Consider the following 16,511-nt stretch of genomic DNA (forward strand, 5'->3'; position numbering starts at 1 on the left):
CGCCCTCGAGCCTCACGTCCAGTACAGCACCCGCGCCGCCGGCAGGTCCCGGGCAAGGCATTCGGTGAGATGGGTGCGCATCGCCTGCATCAGCGGCTTCGGGAAGACGTGCTTCACCGTGCCGAACTTGGTGCGCTTCTCCACCCGGTCGGCCTCGTCGAGGGGCAAGTCCGAGCCCGGATACCAGCCGCGCAGCACCGCCTTCGAGCCGGGCGTGAAGCGGTGGGTGATGAGTTCGGCGGTCAGATCGAGATCCGGAGCGCCAGCCAGCGCGTCGGCGGCATCGCGGATCAGGGCGGCGTAGGCCGCCTCCCAATCCGGCACGGGCAGGATCGGCGCGATGGTCAGCCCGACCGGATAGCCCGCCCGCGCCATCTGGCCGAGCGCAGAGAGCCGCGCGTCGAGGGTGTCGGTGCCGCCCTCGTAACGGGCCGCCGGGCGGGCGTTGACCGAGACCCGGATGCGGGTGCGCCGGTTGTGCGGCAGGTCGAGGAGCGGCGCGACCGCGGCGAACTTCGTGGTGAAGCGCAGCTGCACCGGCGCATCCCAGGCTCCGAAATGCCGGATCGCCGCCGAGAGCGAGCCGGTGAGATGTTCGATGCCCAGCGGATCGGTGTAGCAGGAGGCCTCGAAGGTGGTGCCCTCCTGCGCCCGCTCGGCCGAGGCGGAGGTCACCGCGCCGCGCCCCAGATAGGCATCGAGGTTGCCCAGGATCGCGTCGAGATTGGCGTAGGCGCGCGTCACCGGCGGCCCCTGGAGCGAGCCCGCGAGGTAGCAGTACTGGCAATGGGCCGGGCAGCCCTCCGCAAGGTCGAAGCGCCAGTCGGCCGAGGGCGGGATCGGCTGGAGCCGCAGCTTCGTCGGCGGTGCCACCGTGAGGGCGAGGGTCGCCTTGGCGGCCGTGTAGGCGCGCCGCGGGTCCGGCTCGCGCGGGCTCGGCAGGCGGTTGGCCGACAGGCGCTCGACGGCCAAGCCCAGCGCCTCGGCGCGCGCCAGCATCCCCCGGCCATGGTCATGATCGAGCGCCGCCGGCGTCACCAGTACCCGGCGCGGGCGCCACAGGCGAGCCGGGCGTTGCGGTTCGACCGGCGGTTCGACCGGCGCTTCGACGGGTTCTTCGAGAGCCAGGGCGGGGGAGGGAGGCATCCTTGTCGAACGCGGAGCTGCACGTCGCGGGTCCGGCCTAGTCGCCCGGTCGCGGTGCGGCTAAAGCACCGCCATGTCTGCAGGCAGGGAGAGCGTTCATGTCGGCCGCGATGGCTGGTTGTTTCTCATCGGGGGCACCAACCGCGTCCTCGACCGCTATCGCGGCGGTCTGCGCCAATGGCTGCTGCTGCGGGGCTGGGCGCGGCTGATCCGGGCCCGCGCCCGACGCGCGGAGCGGCACGGCATCCGCTGCCTCCACGTGATCGTGCCCGAGAAGCTTTCGGTCTACGACGACAGGACCGACGGCCTGCGCTACGACCCGGCCAAGGCCTCGACCCGCCGCCTCGCCAGGCTTCTCGCCCGTCACCCCGCCTATCTCGATCTCCTCGCCCCGCTCCGGGCCGCCCGGAGCGGGGCGGTGCCGCTCTATCTGCGCACCGACACCCATTGGACCCTGCAGGGCTGCCTGCTCGCCTACCGCGAGATCATGCGGGTCCTCGGCGCCATCCCGCCGGCGGATATCGGGGCACGCCCACAGATCGACTCGGACGAGCTGATGGATCTCGGCGAGAAACTCCGTGAGCGGCCGCGGGAGCGCATCGAGCGGTTCATGCTGCAGCGCGATTCACGCCGGGTCGAAACCGGCCCGCTGCTGGCCGCCTACGAGGCGGAGGGGCGCGACCGGGAGGTGCATGTCGGCGCGCATGTCGTCTACCGGAACGATGCGCCGACCGCCGATCCGCGCCGGCTCGTCCTGTTCGGCGATTCCTGCGCGCATTTCGACCCGTTCATGCTGACCGGGCTCCTCGCCGAGAGTTTCAGCGAGGTCCACTTCATCTGGTCGTCAGGCCTCGACTGGACCTACATCGAGCGCGTCCGCCCCGACATCCTGCTGTTCGAGGTGGCGGAGCGGTTCCTCGCACGCCTGCCGAAGGACGATTTCGACGTCACGGTCGCGGGCCAGCGCGGCACCGGCGGACGACTGGCGCGGATCCGGCAGGGCGGCCTGAAGGCGCGATCGGCGGCCGATCAGTAGATCGCGGTCGCGGTGTCCATGACAGCGAAGTCGTTGATGCTCGCCGCCTGATACTTGGCGAAGGATTCCGGAGCGTAGGCGATCCCGATCATGAGGACGAGCAGGGTCGCGAGGCAGGCCAACGTCGCCGTGACCACGTCCGCATGGCGTCTCAGAGCGTGGATCACCAGGCATCCGAACGTGAACAGCGCCGCCTCGGCGACGGGCACCAGCGCGAACGTCATCACTCCATCTCCATACAGGTCTCACTCGGCCGGTCCGACCGCGCCGGATCGAGAGATGGCGCATTTTGCTGCACTGCAACAGAAGGGCACGCGCAAGCCTGCCTTGCGCAGGAATCGCGGGCCGCTGGGAACGCATCGCGCGCCGGCCCAAATGCGACCGGCGTCTTTCCCCAAACGCCGCGAGACCCATCTGAGCGACGGATCGCGCGTGGACGGGATACGGGACGGGATACGACGATGGGTCTTCTGGTGGACGGCGTCTGGCGCGATCAGTGGTACGACACCGCCGCCACGGGCGGCCGGTTCGAACGGAAGGCTTCAAGCTTCCGCAACTGGGTGACCGCCGACGGTTCGCCGGGGCCCTCGGGCGAGGGCGGCTTTCCCGCAGAGCCGGGCCGCTACCACCTGTACGTTTCCCTGGCCTGTCCCTGGGCCCACCGGACCTTGATCGGCCGCGCCCTGAAGGAGTTGGAGGCGGCGATCGGCGTCTCGGTGGTCGATCCGCATATGGGCGCGGAGGGCTGGGTGTTCGGGGACACGCCGGGTGCGACACCGGACCCGATCCATGGCGCGCAACGCCTGTACGAGGTCTATCTGGCGGCGGAACCGACCTATACCGGCCGCGTGACGGTGCCGGTGCTCTGGGACCGGCAGCGCGCCACGATCGTGTCGAACGAATCCGCCGAAATCCTTCGGATGCTGAACGGCGCCTTCGGCGGCACCGGCCCCGACCTCTATCCCGAGGATCTGCGCCCCGAGATCGACGCGCTGAACGCCCGTGTCTACGACCGGGTGAACAACGGCGTGTACAAAGCTGGCTTCGCCACCGCGCAGGCGGCCTACGCGGACGCCTTCGAGGCCCTGTTCGCGGAACTCAACGCCCTGGAAGCGCGTCTCGACCGCGGCCGATACCTGTGCGGCGCCCGGCTGACCGAAGCGGATGTCCGGCTGTTCACCACCCTGGTGCGGTTCGACGCGGTCTATGTCGGCCACTTCAAGTGCAACAGGCGCCGGATCGCAGACTACCCCAACCTGTCGAACTACCTGCGCGATCTCTACGCGCTCCCGGGCGTCGCGCCCACCGTGGATCTCACACACATCAAGCGGCACTATTACGAGAGCCACCCGACAATCAACCCGACCGGCATCGTGCCGCTCGGGCCGGAGCTCGATCTTTCTGCGCCCAACGACCGAGCGCTCCGATTCGCGGCGTAACCGAAACGCCCGGCACGTGAACCCGACCGTGTTGGTCCGGCAGCCCGACGACCGTCCGCCAAGCCCCGGCCCTCGACGGCCGGCGCGCGGGGCCTAGTTCGGCTTTCAACCGGAGGATGCCCGACACGCCATGACGAATCGTCTGCGCCTTGCCCTGTTCTGCGCCCTGTCCAGTCTGCCCGCCTCCGCGCACGCCCAGGCGGCGCTGCGGCTGGAGGGGACCTGCGAGAAGCTCGTGATCGGCACGCAGGATCTGAGCGCCGCCTGCAGCAACGTCCTGACCAATGCGGTGAGCCGCAACCGCACGAGCTTCGACTTCACCACCTCGGACGGCCAGACGATCGGCTTCAGCGGCAACGGAGCGCAGCAGGAGGCGACTGAGGAGTCCGACCCGCTGCAGCCGATCAACGTCGTGACCATCGGCAAGGACGCCGCTCCGACGCTGGCGATCGGCGCCTGCCGCTTTTCCACACCGGAACCGGGGCGCACGGCGATCACCTGCGAGGCGAGCGCGGCGGACGGGCGCCCCTTCGCCGGGACCTTCGTGACGGCCGCCAAAGCCGCCGCGGGAGCGCCGGCCTCCTCGCCAGCTCACTAAGCAGGGTCGCCCGATCCGGACTGGTCAGACGGGCCTGCAAGCCCCATTTAACAGCCTCCAGCAAAAAGGTTCCGAAGCTAGACCGATGCTTAATGACAGCCTCGCCGGGGGCGCTCCCTCGGCCGTCGATACCGGCTCCTTGATCAAGGACACGACCACAGCGAGCTTCCGTCAGGATGTGATCGCCGAGTCGATGCACCGGCCTGTCTTGGTCGATTTCTGGGCGCCCTGGTGCGGGCCCTGCAAGCAGCTGACGCCGGTCTTGGAGAAGGTCGTCAAGGAGGCTGCGGGCGCCGTCGCCCTGGTGAAGATGAACATCGACGAGCACCCCTCGATCGCGGGTCAGCTCGGCATCCAGTCGATTCCGGCGGTGATCGTTTTCCAGAAGGGTCAGCCGGTCGACGGCTTCATGGGCGCTGTCCCGGAGAGCCAGATCAAGGAGCTGATCGGGCGGATCGCCGGGCCGGCCGAGGATCCGGTCGAGGCCGCGCTCGCGGATGCGGCCGCCCTGATCGAGGAGGGCGACCTCGCGGGCGCCTCCGAGATCTACGCGGCGGTTCTGGAGCAGCAGCCCGACAACGTGCCGGCGCTGGCGGGCCTCGCCAAGATGCAGCTCGACGCCGGTGAGGTCGAGAACGCCAAGCGCGTGATGGCGATGGTGCCGGAGGCGAAGGCCAATGACCCGGCGCTCGCGGGCATCCGCGCCGCCCTGGAGCTCGCCGAGCAGGCTGCCTCGCTCGGAGACCTCGCCGGCCTGCAGCGGGCGGTCGAGGCCGATCCGGACGCCCATCAGGCGCGGTTCGACCTTGCCCTGGGGCTGGCCGCCCGGGGCGAGCGCGGACAGGCGGTCGACCACCTGATCGAGCTGCGCAAGCGCGACAAGGATTGGAACGAGGACGGGGCGCGCAAGCAGCTCCTGCAATTCTTCGAGGCCTGGGGCGTGATGGATCCGGACACGATCCGCGGGCGGCGCAAGCTCTCGACGCTTCTGTTCTCGTAGGGCGTCGTCCCGCGACCGGGGTACCCGTCAGGGCGCTCTTCGCCGGGCGGATTTTGGTTCGGCGCGGGCGAACGCATTACAGCAAGGCCGTGGGGCGAACCGGATCGCGCGACGATCGGGGACGTCGCCCCAAGCAGGTTTCGCACAAGTGGCCGCCGGTTTTGCGATAAAAACCTGCGAGCGGCCAAGAAACTAAGCAACGTTGCGTTGGCCCCCCGACGCAACGCTGCTTAGTCCCTCCGGGAGGCGCCATGAGCACCCAATCAAGCTACAAGGGCCCGGCGGATTGTCCCGCGGTGATCCCTGTCTTCCCCCTCTCGGGCGCGCTGCTGCTGCCGCGCGGTCAGATGCCGCTGAACGTCTTCGAGCCCCGCTATCTGGCGATGGTCGACGACGCGATGCGCACCGACCGGATCATCGGGATCATCCAGCCGGATCCCGAGAACTCGGGCGCCACGAACCCGAAACTCTACCGCGTCGGCTGCGCCGGCCGGATCACGCAATACGCCGAGACCGGCGACGGCCGCTACCTGATCTCGCTCACCGGGGTCAGCCGCTTCCGGATCGAGAGCGAGTTGGCCTCCGCCAGCCTGTACCGGCGCTGCCACGTCTCGTACGACACCTTCGCGGTGGACTTCGCGCCCCGCGCGGGCGAGGAGCATGTCGACCGTGCGGGTGTGCTCAAGGCGTTGCGCGATTTCGTGGATTCGAACGACCTGAAGGTGGATTGGGCGGGGATCGACGAGGCGCCCGACGAGGCGCTGGTCAACGCCCTCTGCATGATGAGTCCGTTCGGCGTCCGCGAGAAGCAGGCGATGCTGGAAGCCCCCGACCTGAAGACCCGGGCCGAGATCCTGATCGCGGTCACCCAGATGGAACTGATTCGTGGCGCAGGCCCCGAATCGACGATGCAGTAGGTTTCGCGCACGATGAGCAACGAGCTGACAGCCCCCGTCGAGGCGACCCGCGTCGACCCGAAGCTTTTGGAAATCCTGGTCTGTCCGCTAACCAAGGACACCCTGGAATACGACGCTGCCCGCCAGGAGCTGATCAGCCGCTCGGCCAAGCTCGCCTATCCGATCCGTGACGGCATCCCGATCATGCTGCCCGAGGAAGCACGGCCGCTGATGGATTGAGCCGAGGCGGGCGTCTGCGGGAAGACGAACAGCGTTTGCTGCGTCTCTCCCTCCCCCCTCTGCGGGGGAGGGGACGCACAGCTCCGTCGCGTCCCGCCCGTCACGTAAGGAGAGGTGAGGCGTACCCTGCCCTTCAAATCTTCGGTCAGCCGCCTGAGCACAAGCAACGCTCCGCCCTCCTGCAGGATACGGCCAAGCATCAGGTCGCCCTCGGGTCGACTTTCCGGCCCGATATAGATATAAGATCTGATCACGCCGCACACGACCGCGGCCATAATCTTGCTGCACCACGCGTTCAGCGTAGGGTCATCTGCGATCGACGATTCTGCGTGGCGCCCAGCGCGGCACCCGCATCGCTGAAAGATTGCTCTACATGCTGAAGCCCATCGCCCTTGCGGCCCTCGCCGCCGGCCTGTCCATGCCGATCTGTGCCTCCGCGTACGCGGAACCCGGCACGCATAACGGCCGGTGGTCGGTGGAGCTGGTGACCGAGAGTGGCCTGTGCAACGCCCGCTACAGCTACGCTCTGGCCATCCGGGAGGGGCAGCTGCAGCTCGTCTCCGGCAGCGCCGGAGCCCGGGTCAGCGGCCATGTCGGCGCCGACGGCGTTGTAGGCTTGAGCGTCAGCAACGGGACGGCGAGCGGCACCGGAACGGGCCGGCTGCAGGCCGGAACCGGTGCGGGCACTTGGAAAGTGTCTTCGCTCTGCTCCGGCCGCTGGACCGCGCGGCGCAGCGATACCCGCACCGCGCAGGCCGAATAGGCGCGCTCAGGCCGCTGCGGCGAGCCAGTTGCGCGCGTCTTCCAGCCGGGCGCGCTCGAACACCTTGATCTGCGTCGGCGAGACGAAGTTGAAGGTCTCGGCCAGAGCCTTCAGCCAAGGGGCGTCCGTCACCAGGGCGACGTGGCTGATGCTCTTCATCATCGAGATGCCGAAGCGCGGGTCCTTGAAGAACGCCGCGGGCTCCATGCCCTCGAAGGCGCGGATATCCTCGAGCAGCTTGATCTTGCCGCCCTTGTCGAGGTCGGCCTTCATGGCGGTCATCGCCGCGTTCATCTCCTCGTCGGTGATCTTCCCGTCGACCACGATCTCGGCGACATTCGAATCCGGCGTCTTGGTGTAGGTCAGCACTGATCGCTCCTCCGGGAATCGCCCGCGTCCCGTAGCCGGTGTCCGGCCCAGGTCCGCGGCCCCTTTAGACGAGTCTCCTACAAAAAGCTCTGCGGGTCGACATCGATCGCGACCCGGACGTTGCCGCGCACCTTCGGCCCCCGGGCCAGCCAAGCGCGCAGATACCCCTGGAGATCGACGTTGCGCTCGGTCTTCACCAACAACCGGAAGCGATAGCGCCCCCGGATCAGGGCAAGCGGCGCCTCGGCGGGGCCCAGCACCATCACGCCTTCGGGCGGGTCTGCGGCGCGGGCCAGCGCCTGCCCGTGCGCCTCGGCGACGGCCCGGTCGTTGGCCGACACGATCAGGGCCGCGAGCCGGCCGAAGGGCGGCAGTCCCGCCGCCTCGCGGGCCTGGATCTCCTCGGCGTAGAAGCGCTCGGCATCCCCCGACAGCAGGGCGGCGATCACCGGATGCTCGGGCTGGTAGGTCTGGACCAGCGCCCGGCCGGGCTTCTCGCCGCGCCCGGCCCGGCCGGTCACCTGCTGGAGCAGTTGGAAGGTGCGCTCCGCTGCCCGGGGGTCGCCCGAGGTCAGGCCGATATCGGCATCGAGCACGCCGACCAGCGTCAGGAACGGAAAATTGTGGCCCTTAGCGACGAGTTGGGTGCCGATCACGACGTCGCATTCTCCGGCCGCCACGGCGTCGAGTTCCTGCCGCAGGCGCTCGGCGCCGCCGGGGAAGTCGCTCGACAGGACGACGATGCGCCGGTCCGGGAACAGCTCGGTGGCCTCCTCGGCGATGCGCTCGACGCCCGGTCCGCAGGCCGTGAGATTGTCGAAGGTGCCGCACTCGGTGCAGGCCTCCGGCCGGCGCTCGGCGTAGCCGCACTGGTGGCAGACCAGCGCCCGGCGGAACCGGTGTTCCACGAGCCAGGTCGAGCAGTTCTTGCACTGGTAGCGATGGCCGCAGGCCCGGCACAGGGTCAGCGGCGCATAACCCCGGCGGTTGAGGAACAGCAACGCCTGCTCGCCGCGCTCCAGGGTGTGCTTCACCGCGTTGACCAGCGGCGGGCTGAGGAAGCGCCCGCGCTCGGGCTGGTCCCGGCACATGTCGATCGCCGCGATATCGGGCATCTGCCGGCCGCCGAAGCGCTCGGGCAGGAGCACGTGCCGGTAGCGGCCACGCGCCGCGTTCACCCGCGTCTCGATGGCGGGCGTCGCGGAGGTCAGCACCACCGGGCAGCCTTCGAGGCGTCCGCGCACCACCGCCATGTCGCGGGCGTGGTAGTGGACGCCGTCCTCCTGCTTGTAGGCGGTCTCGTGCTCCTCATCGACCACGATCAGGCCGAGGCGTGCGAAGGGCAGGAACAGGGCTGAGCGGGCGCCGACCACCACCAGGGCCTCGCCCTCGGCCACAGCAGCCCGCAGGCGCTCGCGCCTTTTGCCGCCGATCCCGGAATGCCAGGCCGCCGGCCTCACCCCGAAGCGCGCCGCGAACCGGTCCAGGAACTGCGCCGTGAGCGCGATCTCGGGCATCAGGATCAGCGCCTGAAAACCCGCCCGGATGCAGGCCGCCACCGCCTCGAAATAGACCTCGGTCTTGCCCGACCCGGTGACGCCCTCCAACAGGACCGGCCTCGGATCGGCGGCCGCTTCCGGCTCGCCGGGCGGCCGGTGCCAGGGGAAGCCTTCGAGCAGCGCGGTGACGGCATCGCCTTGGGCGGGCGAGAGCGGCGTCCGCGGGAATGCGGGATCGGGCCGCGGCGCGACCGGCTCGGGCTCGACCGCCACGGTCTCCAGGACGCCGTCGTCGATCAGCCCATCGACCACCGAGGCGGAGACCCCGGCCTCCTTGGCGAGCGCGCTCTTGCCCCGTAGCGCGCCGTCGGCGGCGACCGCCAGGACCTTGGTGCGGGCGGCGGTCGGCCGGGACGGGGGCTTGTCGGTGAGGCGGACGGCGACCCGGATCGTCTCGGCGGCATTGGCCTCGTCGGGCAGGCGCAGCACCATGGCGAGCGCCGAGCCCTTCGGAGCCAGCGTGTAGCGGGCGATCCAGTCGACGAGGCTGCGCAGGGGCTCCGACAGGGGTGGGTAGGGCAGGCGGCCCGTCACCGGCCGCAGATTCGAGCCGCCGGCTGTCTCGGCGAGGCCCCAGACGACGCCGACGATCTCGCGCGGCCCCAGCGGCACCTGCACCACGTCGCCGATCGCGAGTTCGAGCCCGACCGGCGCCACGTAGCTGTAGGGCGTGTCGAGGGCGAGCGGGATCAGGATCTCGGCGACAGACGGCATACTGGGCTTTTCGGGCGGCTCCGTTCCGGGTCCGTACCACAGGCTCGAAAAAAGAACCCGTGGCTTCAGCGCGGCCGCAGGCCGGGCACCAGCGGCAGGGCGGCGAGACTCAAGCCCGCCATCGCCCAGAAGGCCTGCGCCCCGAACGCGCCGTAGAGCAGCCCGGAGGCCAGGGTCGCGAGCACGCCGGACAGTCCGAGCCCCAGGGTCCCGTAGAGGGCGAGCGCGGTGGCGCGCAGCTCCGGCGGCGTGGTCTGCTCGATCAGACCCAGGCAGGCGAGGTGCAGGAGTGCGAAGCTCAGCCCGTGCAGCGCCTCGGCCGCGGCGAGCCAGGGCACCACGACTGTAGCGCCCAGCACCGCCCAACGGAGCGCGCCCGCGATGGCCGCCACCGCGATGCCAGCCGGAAGCCCGGTTCGAGCTAGGAGGGGCGGTCCGGCCAGCAGGAAGACCAAAACCTCAGCGAGAACCGAAACCGACCAGAGCAGGCCCGCGACCCCGGCCGGGATCCCGGCAGAGCGCCACAGGATCATGGCGAACCCGTCATGCATGGCGTGGGCGCCGATCACCAGGGCAGCGGCCAGCACCGTGAGACGGAAGCGCGGGAGCGCAACGAGCGCGGCGAAGCCCCGCCAGGGCGGCCCGGCGGCAACGGACCTGGCCCGGTCGGACGGCAGCAGGGCCAGGGAAGCAGCAGCCGCCGCGAGGAACAGGGCGCCGCTCGCCCAGAGGGCAGCCGCGAGGCCGAGCGCCGCGATCAGCCAGCCGGCTGCGACGGTCGCCGCGATGAAGGCGGACGAGCCGGCGGCACGGACCCAGCCATACTGGAAGGCTGCACCGCCCCGCGCGGCGGCCAGCGCCAGTGCGTCGGCCAGCGGAGCGGGGGCGGCCGTTCCGGCCGCGTAGAGCAGGGCCGGCCCGATCAACTGAGCGAACCCGATGCCGGGCAGGTGGGCCAGGACGGCGAGGCTGGCCGCGGCGAGGCTCGCCGCCAGGATCGTCCGGGCCGCCTGCCGCCGGTCGGACCAGGCGCCTGCGAGTGGGCCGATGACGAGGCGCAGGGCGCCCGCTGCGGCGAGCAGCATCCCGATCGCGCCGGAATCGAGGCCGCGCATCGCGAGGAAGCCCGGCAGGATCGGCGAGAGAACGCCGTAGGCCCCGTAAAGTGTGCCGTAGAGGACGAGGAAGCCGACAAGGCCGCCCCTCCGCGTGCTGACCGTTTCCGCCCCCATGGGCGGAGCGTAGCACCGGTGCGGGCCCGTGTGTCAGGGCCGATGCTGGTCCGTCAGCAGGGGCGACGGACCGCGAAGCGATACCGGCGCCCCTGCGCGTCCACCAGTTCGCTGTCGGGGCTCTCCTGCCAGACCACCTCGTCCTCGGGACGGGCCGCATCGGTCAGGGTCGCGCCGCGGACGATGTCGAGGCTCAGGCCGAAGCCGTAATTCGTGGCGGTCGCGTCGGTGATCGCGGCCGAAATGTCGGCCTCGTCGGGCAGGCACGCGAACAGGACGCCGTCGGCGATCGCCAGGGTGTAGGTTTGCACGGATGCGCTCCAGCGGATGTTACGAGCATGGACCAGCATGCGAGCGGCCGAACCTAAGCATCGCAACCCGGATGTGAACCCATCCAATCGCGATGCTGCATTGCACCATTGCGTGAGGACCAGCTGTCAGCCCCGCGATGGGCGTCAACGAACCGGACCATGTGGGACGCATTCGACGCGGCCAGCGGTTCGGCTGAGATACGCGGCGCGTTCAGGCGTCGAGCCGCGGGAGCGTGGCCGGGCGGTCCGGCTCGACCACCAGGGTCGCCGGCACGGCGCCGTCGCCTGCCAGTGCCTCAGCGATCGCCTCCGGTGCGATCGGGGCCTCCGCTGTCGGTCCGGCGGGATCCGGCGTGATCCGGGCGGTCTCCCGGCGCGGCCCGGTCTCGGCATCAGCGGCGTGCTCATCGGCGACACCAGTCACGGATTCGCGGGCGATCAGGCCGATCGCGGCGGCGTGCTCGGCCATGGCGACACTGTCGGCGGCGAGCACGAGGCTGGACCCCGCCCGGGCGACCGCACCGGCGAGGCGGACGATCTCCTCGACACGCCCGGAATCGCGGGACACGTTGCGGATGTAGACCGCCAGAACCCGCCCGGGATTCTCCTCGACGATCTGCGCGTAGACTTCCGGATCGTGCTGCCCGCTGTCGCCAATCAGCACGAAGGGCAGGTCCCGATAGAGCCCAAGCATGTGCCGGATCACCGCCTGCTTGTGGTCGGTGGCCCGGCGCGGCAGCGGGTGGGTCCAGGACAGGCCCCATTCCCGCAAGAACAGCACCGGCCCGGCCGGGATGCCGTGCCGCTGGAAGAATTCCGACAGCATCTCGTAGAGGCCCCAGGGGGCGCGGGAGACGTAGAGCATCGGATTTCCGTCCGCGCCGCCGACGCCCGCATGCAGGGCGCGGTACAGGGCGGCGACGCCCGGGAAGGCGACCCGGCTGTCGGCATCCTCCACGAACAGCCGCCAGAGCATCTTCAGTTTGTTGGCGACGCCGGTGCGCATCACCGTGTCGTCGATATCGCTGACCACGACGCAGCGGCAGTTTTCGGGCGGGATGAACACCGCGCCCTCGGCCGGGATCGGCGGATCGCTTTCGAGGACCAGCTCGACCGGATGCCACGCGGCCCGCTCCGCCGGTGGATCGTGCGGATGCAGGTGGATGCGGAAATAGCCGTCACGGTCGGTCTCGACCCGGACCGCATCCCCGCCGAACCGGGCCGATACGGATGCCCCCGCCACGGTCCGCCGGGCGATGCGGCGGCGCAGGTCGCGCCACTGTGCCCGCAGGGAATCCGGATCCTCCCCCGGGATACCGGGGGATTGGCGAAAGACCCGCCCGATCAGGAAAATCGCCTCCCGCGAGCCGTAGCCGCGATAGGACTCGACAACGAGCCCGCCGCGGCCCTTGCCGCCGTGGCCCTGCGCCCGGCGGACCGGCCGGACGAGGACGCGCAGCGCCTTGCCGGCGCCCCTGCGCACGCGGGCGCCCATGCGGGACGCCATGGTCGATCAGGCCTGAGGCAGCTCGGGGCTCAGCCCCAGCGCATCCAGGCCCTCCTCCAGCAGGTCACCGGCATCGGGCGCGCCCAGCAGTTCCTTCACGGCGCCGTCGCCAGCCGCCTCCCGCTCCCGGGCGAAGCGCACAGCCTCACCCCATTCCTCAGGCTCCATGTCGCCGCGGCCGATGTAGAGCAGCGCCAGCAGCTCCGCGCGGGCATCGTCGTCGAGCCCGGCGATCATGCCGCGGACCTCTTCCTCCGTGGCATCGTCGGTGCCGGAGATCAGGACGTCCGTGGAGCCGTCGTCGATCGGGTTCGAGCCCGAATCCGGATCGGTGTCGCCCTCCTTCACCGCGATGGCGCGCAGCCGGAAGACAATGTCGGTGACGGTTTCGACGGCGATATCCATGCGGTGTGCTCCGGACGCTGAAACGGTCGGGCCCGCGGGGCCCTCAAGCGGCGACAACGGGCGAGCGGGCGCCGGGTTCGCCCCATCCTCATCGAACCGCGCCTCATCGAACCGTGCATGCGTGGTCCGCGCCCCTTTCCGGCCCCGTGGCCGTAGGCTAGAGCCGACGCGACTTCTCCGACGACCGGATCAAGACTGGCGAGTGACGTGGTTTCACAGAAGACTGCCCTCACATCGCCCGTCGATCGCGTCGCATCTCAAGTCCATGATTGCTCTTCCCGGCCCATTGCCGGGGGGCAGCGGGCGCTGGTCCCGACCTTGAGCGGCCTCGGCGCGCTGGTTGCCTCCGGGCTTCTTGCGCCCGGTGGCGCGATGGCCCGTCCGGCCGGCTTCGAGGGCAGTGCGCCGAGCTGCTACGTCACCGGCGGCGGGGGCCTGGAGATCTGCCGCGACGGCTCGGAGGCCGAGGGCGTGCTGATCGCGCCCGCGCCCTGCGCCTTCGTGCGCGGCGTGCAGATCCTGCGGCTTCCCCGAACCGAGGCGCCCGGTCCGATCCAGACACTGTTTCAGGGCCAGACCCCGATCGCGAGCCGCCGCGACGAGCCCTGCCCGGAGCGGCGCGCGATCGACAGTCGGGACGGCGGGTCCCTGCGCACGGGGCGCACCGTTGAGGCGCTGATCACGACGCTGCCGCCCACGGCCGACCGCTTCTGGGTCGATCTGCCGGAGGAGCGCACGAAGTCCCGCGGCTGGTCCGAGCCGACACCGGCCGCCGAGGGGATCGGCCCACGCGACCCGATCGCGGTGGCCGGCCGCGATTGGGCCGGCGAGGCCTACAGCTACGTGTTCCTGCTCGGGCAGGAGCGGGTGGGCGTGGCCAACGCCCAGGACGATGCCCAGGACGACGTGCCGACGCGCCAGCGGCGGCGGCCGGCTCAGTCCGATGAGGCGCCCGCCGATGTCCGGCGCCGGGTCCAGATCGAGGCCCGCACCCTGGACTTCAAGAGCTTCGAGATCCGCACCCGCGCCGCCGACGGCTACGGGCTCGCCTGGACGCCGTTCGAGCCCAAGGGCGGCACGAAGTCCGGCCGCGGGCGGAGCGACCCGCCGACGCCCGCGCCGGTGATCGACGCGACCGGCAAGCCGGTAGCCTCGGCCTGCACGGCCCCGGCTTTCGAGACGCACGGGCTTGCAGGCTCGATCAGCATCGTCGATCGCACCTTTCACTACGTCTACACGGACGTGCTGCCCGAGGATTGCGGCCTCGCCCCGGAGAAGCGGCGCACGGGACTCTACCTGCGCACCGCACAGGACCTGTCGGGCCCGAAAGTCTGGTCGGTGGCGAAAAAGCTCGCCGGTCCGCTGCCGCCGGGGAGCCTCGTGCGGGTGGCCCGCGCCAAGGGCATGCAGCGCTGGGCGGTGTCGTACTCCTGCCAGAGGCCGGCCAACGCCCCGGGCGGCCCGGTGGCCGATATCTGCCTGCAATACACCGCCGACATGAATCTCGACGGGATCGGCGCCCTCAAGCTCTACGCCGACCCGATCGAGGCAGGCCGCTCGCCGGCCTATCTCGGCCTGCGCTCGGGGGGCGACGGCAGCGGCCGGTTCGACCGGAGCGCCCATTTCTGGATGACGGACGCACAAGGGAACCTCGATACGCCGTCGATCTACCCCAACAAAGGCGGCTTCCTGACCTGGCTCGACCGGCTCGCCCCCACGGCGTCGGGCCGCGACACGTCGAGCCTCTACGGCCGGCCGGTCTACTGGGCGACGTGGACGGTGCGCCGGACCGACGCGCAATAAGCCGCGCGAGCCGCTATATGGGCAGCCGACTCGCCGTACTGGGCTGGCCTGACGGAACCGATGGACACCGAAATCGACCTGTGGTTCGCCGCGAGCATCGTGGTGATCTCGCTTCTGCTCTCGGCCTTCTTCGCGGGCGCCGAGACCGCCTTCACCGCCGCCTCCCGGGCGCGGATGCACACGCTGGAGCAGGCGGGCGATCCACGGGCGGCGATCGTCAACCGCATCCTGGCGATCCGCGAGCGCTTCATCGGCGCCATGCTGATCGGCTACAACATCGTGGCGATCGGCGCCTCGGCGTTCACCACCAGCGTGCTGACGGCCCTGTTCGGCAAGAGCGGCGTGATCTACGCGACCGTCGGCATGTCGGTGCTGGTCATCGTCTTCGCCGAGGTGCTGCCGAAGACGCTCGCGATCTCCAAGCCGGACCAGACCGCCCTGGCCACGGCCCGGCCGGTCGCCTTCGCGGTGGCCGTGATGGGGCCGCTGGCGATCGCCATCGAGCAGCTGGTGCGGCTGATGCTGAAGCCCTTCGGTGTGACCATCGGCGAGCACCAGTCGATCCTCACCGCCGCCGAGGAGCTGCGCGGGCAGGTGGCGCTGATGCACCGGGAGGGCGGGGTCGCCAAGGCCGAGCGCGACATGCTCGGCGGCCTCCTCGACCTGTCGGAGCTGAATGTGTCCGACGTGATGGTCCACCGCACCAAGATGCGGGCGATCGACGCCGACCAGGCCTCCGAGGACATCGTGCGGGCGGTCCTATCCTCGCCCTACACGCGGATGCCCCTGTGGCGGGGCACGCCGGAGAACATCATCGGCGTGCTTCACGCCAAGGACCTGCTGCGGGCGCTCGACGCCGCGGGGGGTGACGCATCCGGCCTGAAGGTCGAAGCGCTGGCTCTGGAGACGTGGTTCGTGCCGGGCACGACCTCGCTGCGCGCCCAGCTCAAGGCGTTTCTGACCAAGAAGACCCACTTCGCCCTGGTGGTCGACGAGTACGGCGAGGTGATGGGGCTGGTGACCCTGGAGGACATCCTGGAGGAGATCGTCGGCGAGATCGCCGACGAGCACGACGTGACGGTCTCCGGGGTGCGGCCGCAGGGCGATGGCTCGGTCAACGTCGACGGCGGCGTGCCGATCCGCGACCTCAACCGGGCGATGGACTGGAACCTGCCCGACGAGGAGGCCACCACCATCGCGGGCCTCGTAATCCACGAGGCTCGGACCATCCCCGACCAGGGCAACGCCTTCAACTTCCACGGCTTCCGCTTTCAGGTGATCCGGAAGGCGAAGAACCGGATCACGACGCTGCGGATCACGCCGCTGACGGCGACGGGGGTGCAGGTGACCGGGCAGATCGAGGGGCCGCGCGGCGCGGTGTGAGCGCGCGGTGCGGGAGCGGCGCCCGCTCCCACGACGAGCGCCCCTTACCGGGCGCATGCGCCGTCAGCGGCATGCGCCCGGGATTTCGCACCGGAGTCACCGCGCCAGCG

The 16,511-nt window shown here is 70.4% G+C and carries 17 protein-coding genes; 9 read left to right on the forward strand and 8 right to left on the reverse strand.

Annotated elements, in window-relative coordinates:
• Positions 1-12: 12 nt before the first annotated feature.
• A complete protein-coding gene (locus tag OXS49_RS15020) occupies positions 13-1,146 on the reverse strand; it encodes a spore photoproduct lyase family protein (protein WP_267425287.1) in 1,134 nt (377 codons plus the stop codon).
• A gap of 73 nt (positions 1,147-1,219) precedes the next feature.
• Between OXS49_RS15020 and OXS49_RS15025 the strand changes: the two genes are divergently transcribed.
• Positions 1,220-2,182, forward strand: coding sequence for a hypothetical protein (locus tag OXS49_RS15025; protein WP_267425290.1), 963 nt, complete (start codon positions 1,220-1,222; stop codon positions 2,180-2,182).
• Here OXS49_RS15025 and OXS49_RS15030 read toward each other — a convergent pair.
• Positions 2,176-2,406 (reverse strand): hypothetical protein, encoded by a 231-nt coding sequence (locus OXS49_RS15030; protein ID WP_243925248.1) that lies wholly within the window; start codon positions 2,404-2,406, stop codon positions 2,176-2,178. The two genes, OXS49_RS15025 and OXS49_RS15030, sit on opposite strands and share 7 nt — an antisense overlap.
• A gap of 237 nt (positions 2,407-2,643) precedes the next feature.
• On the opposite strand from OXS49_RS15030, the gene OXS49_RS15035 reads away from it, so the two are divergent.
• The 6 genes from OXS49_RS15035 to OXS49_RS15060 all read left to right on the forward strand — a co-directional run bounded on the left by OXS49_RS15035 (position 2,644) and on the right by OXS49_RS15060 (position 7,118).
• On the forward strand, positions 2,644-3,621 hold the full coding sequence (locus OXS49_RS15035) for a glutathione S-transferase family protein (protein WP_267425293.1): 978 nt from the start codon (positions 2,644-2,646) through the stop codon (positions 3,619-3,621).
• A gap of 130 nt (positions 3,622-3,751) precedes the next feature.
• Positions 3,752-4,219, forward strand: coding sequence for a hypothetical protein (locus OXS49_RS15040; RefSeq protein ID WP_267425296.1), 468 nt, complete (start codon positions 3,752-3,754; stop codon positions 4,217-4,219).
• A gap of 85 nt (positions 4,220-4,304) precedes the next feature.
• The gene (gene trxA / locus OXS49_RS15045) at positions 4,305-5,219 is read left to right on the forward strand and encodes a thioredoxin (RefSeq protein ID WP_243999069.1); all 915 of its coding nucleotides are present in this window, start codon (positions 4,305-4,307) and stop codon (positions 5,217-5,219) included.
• A gap of 251 nt (positions 5,220-5,470) precedes the next feature.
• Positions 5,471-6,136, forward strand: coding sequence for an LON peptidase substrate-binding domain-containing protein (locus OXS49_RS15050; protein ID WP_243925252.1), 666 nt, complete (start codon positions 5,471-5,473; stop codon positions 6,134-6,136).
• Positions 6,137-6,148: 12 nt separating this feature from the next.
• A complete protein-coding gene (locus OXS49_RS15055; protein ID WP_243999067.1) occupies positions 6,149-6,355 on the forward strand; it encodes a Trm112 family protein in 207 nt (68 codons plus the stop codon).
• A gap of 373 nt (positions 6,356-6,728) precedes the next feature.
• On the forward strand, positions 6,729-7,118 hold the full coding sequence (locus OXS49_RS15060) for a hypothetical protein (RefSeq protein WP_267425298.1): 390 nt from the start codon (positions 6,729-6,731) through the stop codon (positions 7,116-7,118).
• Between the two features lie 6 nt (positions 7,119-7,124).
• On the opposite strand, the gene OXS49_RS15065 is transcribed toward OXS49_RS15060, so the two are convergent.
• From OXS49_RS15065 to OXS49_RS15090, 6 genes are all read right to left on the reverse strand, one after another.
• Positions 7,125-7,487 carry an STAS/SEC14 domain-containing protein gene (locus tag OXS49_RS15065; RefSeq protein WP_091719129.1) on the reverse strand — a complete coding sequence of 121 codons (363 nt, stop codon included), beginning with the start codon at positions 7,485-7,487 and terminating at the stop codon, positions 7,125-7,127.
• A 77-nt stretch (positions 7,488-7,564) separates the two neighbouring features.
• Positions 7,565-9,760, reverse strand: a complete 2,196-nt coding sequence (locus OXS49_RS15070; RefSeq protein ID WP_267425300.1) for a primosomal protein N' — start codon at positions 9,758-9,760, stop codon at positions 7,565-7,567.
• Between the two features lie 65 nt (positions 9,761-9,825).
• Positions 9,826-10,992: an MFS transporter gene (locus OXS49_RS15075; RefSeq protein ID WP_267425301.1), complete on the reverse strand. Its 1,167-nt coding sequence runs from the start codon at positions 10,990-10,992 to the stop codon at positions 9,826-9,828.
• Between the two features lie 53 nt (positions 10,993-11,045).
• Positions 11,046-11,303, reverse strand: coding sequence for a hypothetical protein (locus OXS49_RS15080; protein WP_243916667.1), 258 nt, complete (start codon positions 11,301-11,303; stop codon positions 11,046-11,048).
• 211 nt (positions 11,304-11,514) lie between these two features.
• Positions 11,515-12,798: a phosphatase domain-containing protein gene (locus tag OXS49_RS15085; protein ID WP_243999219.1), complete on the reverse strand. Its 1,284-nt coding sequence runs from the start codon at positions 12,796-12,798 to the stop codon at positions 11,515-11,517.
• Positions 12,799-12,816: 18 nt separating this feature from the next.
• A complete protein-coding gene (locus tag OXS49_RS15090) occupies positions 12,817-13,215 on the reverse strand; it encodes a DUF3775 domain-containing protein (protein ID WP_243999059.1) in 399 nt (132 codons plus the stop codon).
• 372 nt (positions 13,216-13,587) lie between these two features.
• On the opposite strand from OXS49_RS15090, the gene OXS49_RS15095 reads away from it, so the two are divergent.
• A complete protein-coding gene (locus OXS49_RS15095) occupies positions 13,588-15,018 on the forward strand; it encodes a hypothetical protein (protein ID WP_267425304.1) in 1,431 nt (476 codons plus the stop codon).
• A gap of 60 nt (positions 15,019-15,078) precedes the next feature.
• Positions 15,079-16,401 carry an HlyC/CorC family transporter gene (locus tag OXS49_RS15100; RefSeq protein ID WP_243999056.1) on the forward strand — a complete coding sequence of 441 codons (1,323 nt, stop codon included), beginning with the start codon at positions 15,079-15,081 and terminating at the stop codon, positions 16,399-16,401.
• Positions 16,402-16,511: the final 110 nt, after the last annotated feature.

Source organism: Methylobacterium sp. GC_Met_2 (assembly GCF_026540795.1).
Lineage (GTDB): Bacteria > Pseudomonadota > Alphaproteobacteria > Rhizobiales > Beijerinckiaceae > Methylobacterium.

Coding starts and splice junctions, on each gene's coding strand:
- OXS49_RS15020 (WP_267425287.1), bottom strand. CDS start 1,146: ATGCCTCCCTCCCCCGCCCTGGCTCTCGAAGAACCCGTCGAAGCGCCG.
- OXS49_RS15035 (WP_267425293.1), top strand. CDS start 2,644: ATGGGTCTTCTGGTGGACGGCGTCTGGCGCGATCAGTGGTACGACACC.
- OXS49_RS15075 (WP_267425301.1), bottom strand. CDS start 10,992: ATGGGGGCGGAAACGGTCAGCACGCGGAGGGGCGGCCTTGTCGGCTTC.
- OXS49_RS15050 (WP_243925252.1), top strand. CDS start 5,471: ATGAGCACCCAATCAAGCTACAAGGGCCCGGCGGATTGTCCCGCGGTG.
- OXS49_RS15070 (WP_267425300.1), bottom strand. CDS start 9,760: ATGCCGTCTGTCGCCGAGATCCTGATCCCGCTCGCCCTCGACACGCCC.
- trxA (WP_243999069.1), top strand. CDS start 4,305: ATGCTTAATGACAGCCTCGCCGGGGGCGCTCCCTCGGCCGTCGATACC.
- OXS49_RS15025 (WP_267425290.1), top strand. CDS start 1,220: ATGTCTGCAGGCAGGGAGAGCGTTCATGTCGGCCGCGATGGCTGGTTG.
- OXS49_RS15040 (WP_267425296.1), top strand. CDS start 3,752: ATGACGAATCGTCTGCGCCTTGCCCTGTTCTGCGCCCTGTCCAGTCTG.
- OXS49_RS15060 (WP_267425298.1), top strand. CDS start 6,729: ATGCTGAAGCCCATCGCCCTTGCGGCCCTCGCCGCCGGCCTGTCCATG.
- OXS49_RS15090 (WP_243999059.1), bottom strand. CDS start 13,215: ATGGATATCGCCGTCGAAACCGTCACCGACATTGTCTTCCGGCTGCGC.
- OXS49_RS15085 (WP_243999219.1), bottom strand. CDS start 12,798: ATGGGCGCCCGCGTGCGCAGGGGCGCCGGCAAGGCGCTGCGCGTCCTC.
- OXS49_RS15100 (WP_243999056.1), top strand. CDS start 15,079: ATGGACACCGAAATCGACCTGTGGTTCGCCGCGAGCATCGTGGTGATC.
- OXS49_RS15030 (WP_243925248.1), bottom strand. CDS start 2,406: ATGACGTTCGCGCTGGTGCCCGTCGCCGAGGCGGCGCTGTTCACGTTC.
- OXS49_RS15095 (WP_267425304.1), top strand. CDS start 13,588: ATGGCCCGTCCGGCCGGCTTCGAGGGCAGTGCGCCGAGCTGCTACGTC.
- OXS49_RS15055 (WP_243999067.1), top strand. CDS start 6,149: ATGAGCAACGAGCTGACAGCCCCCGTCGAGGCGACCCGCGTCGACCCG.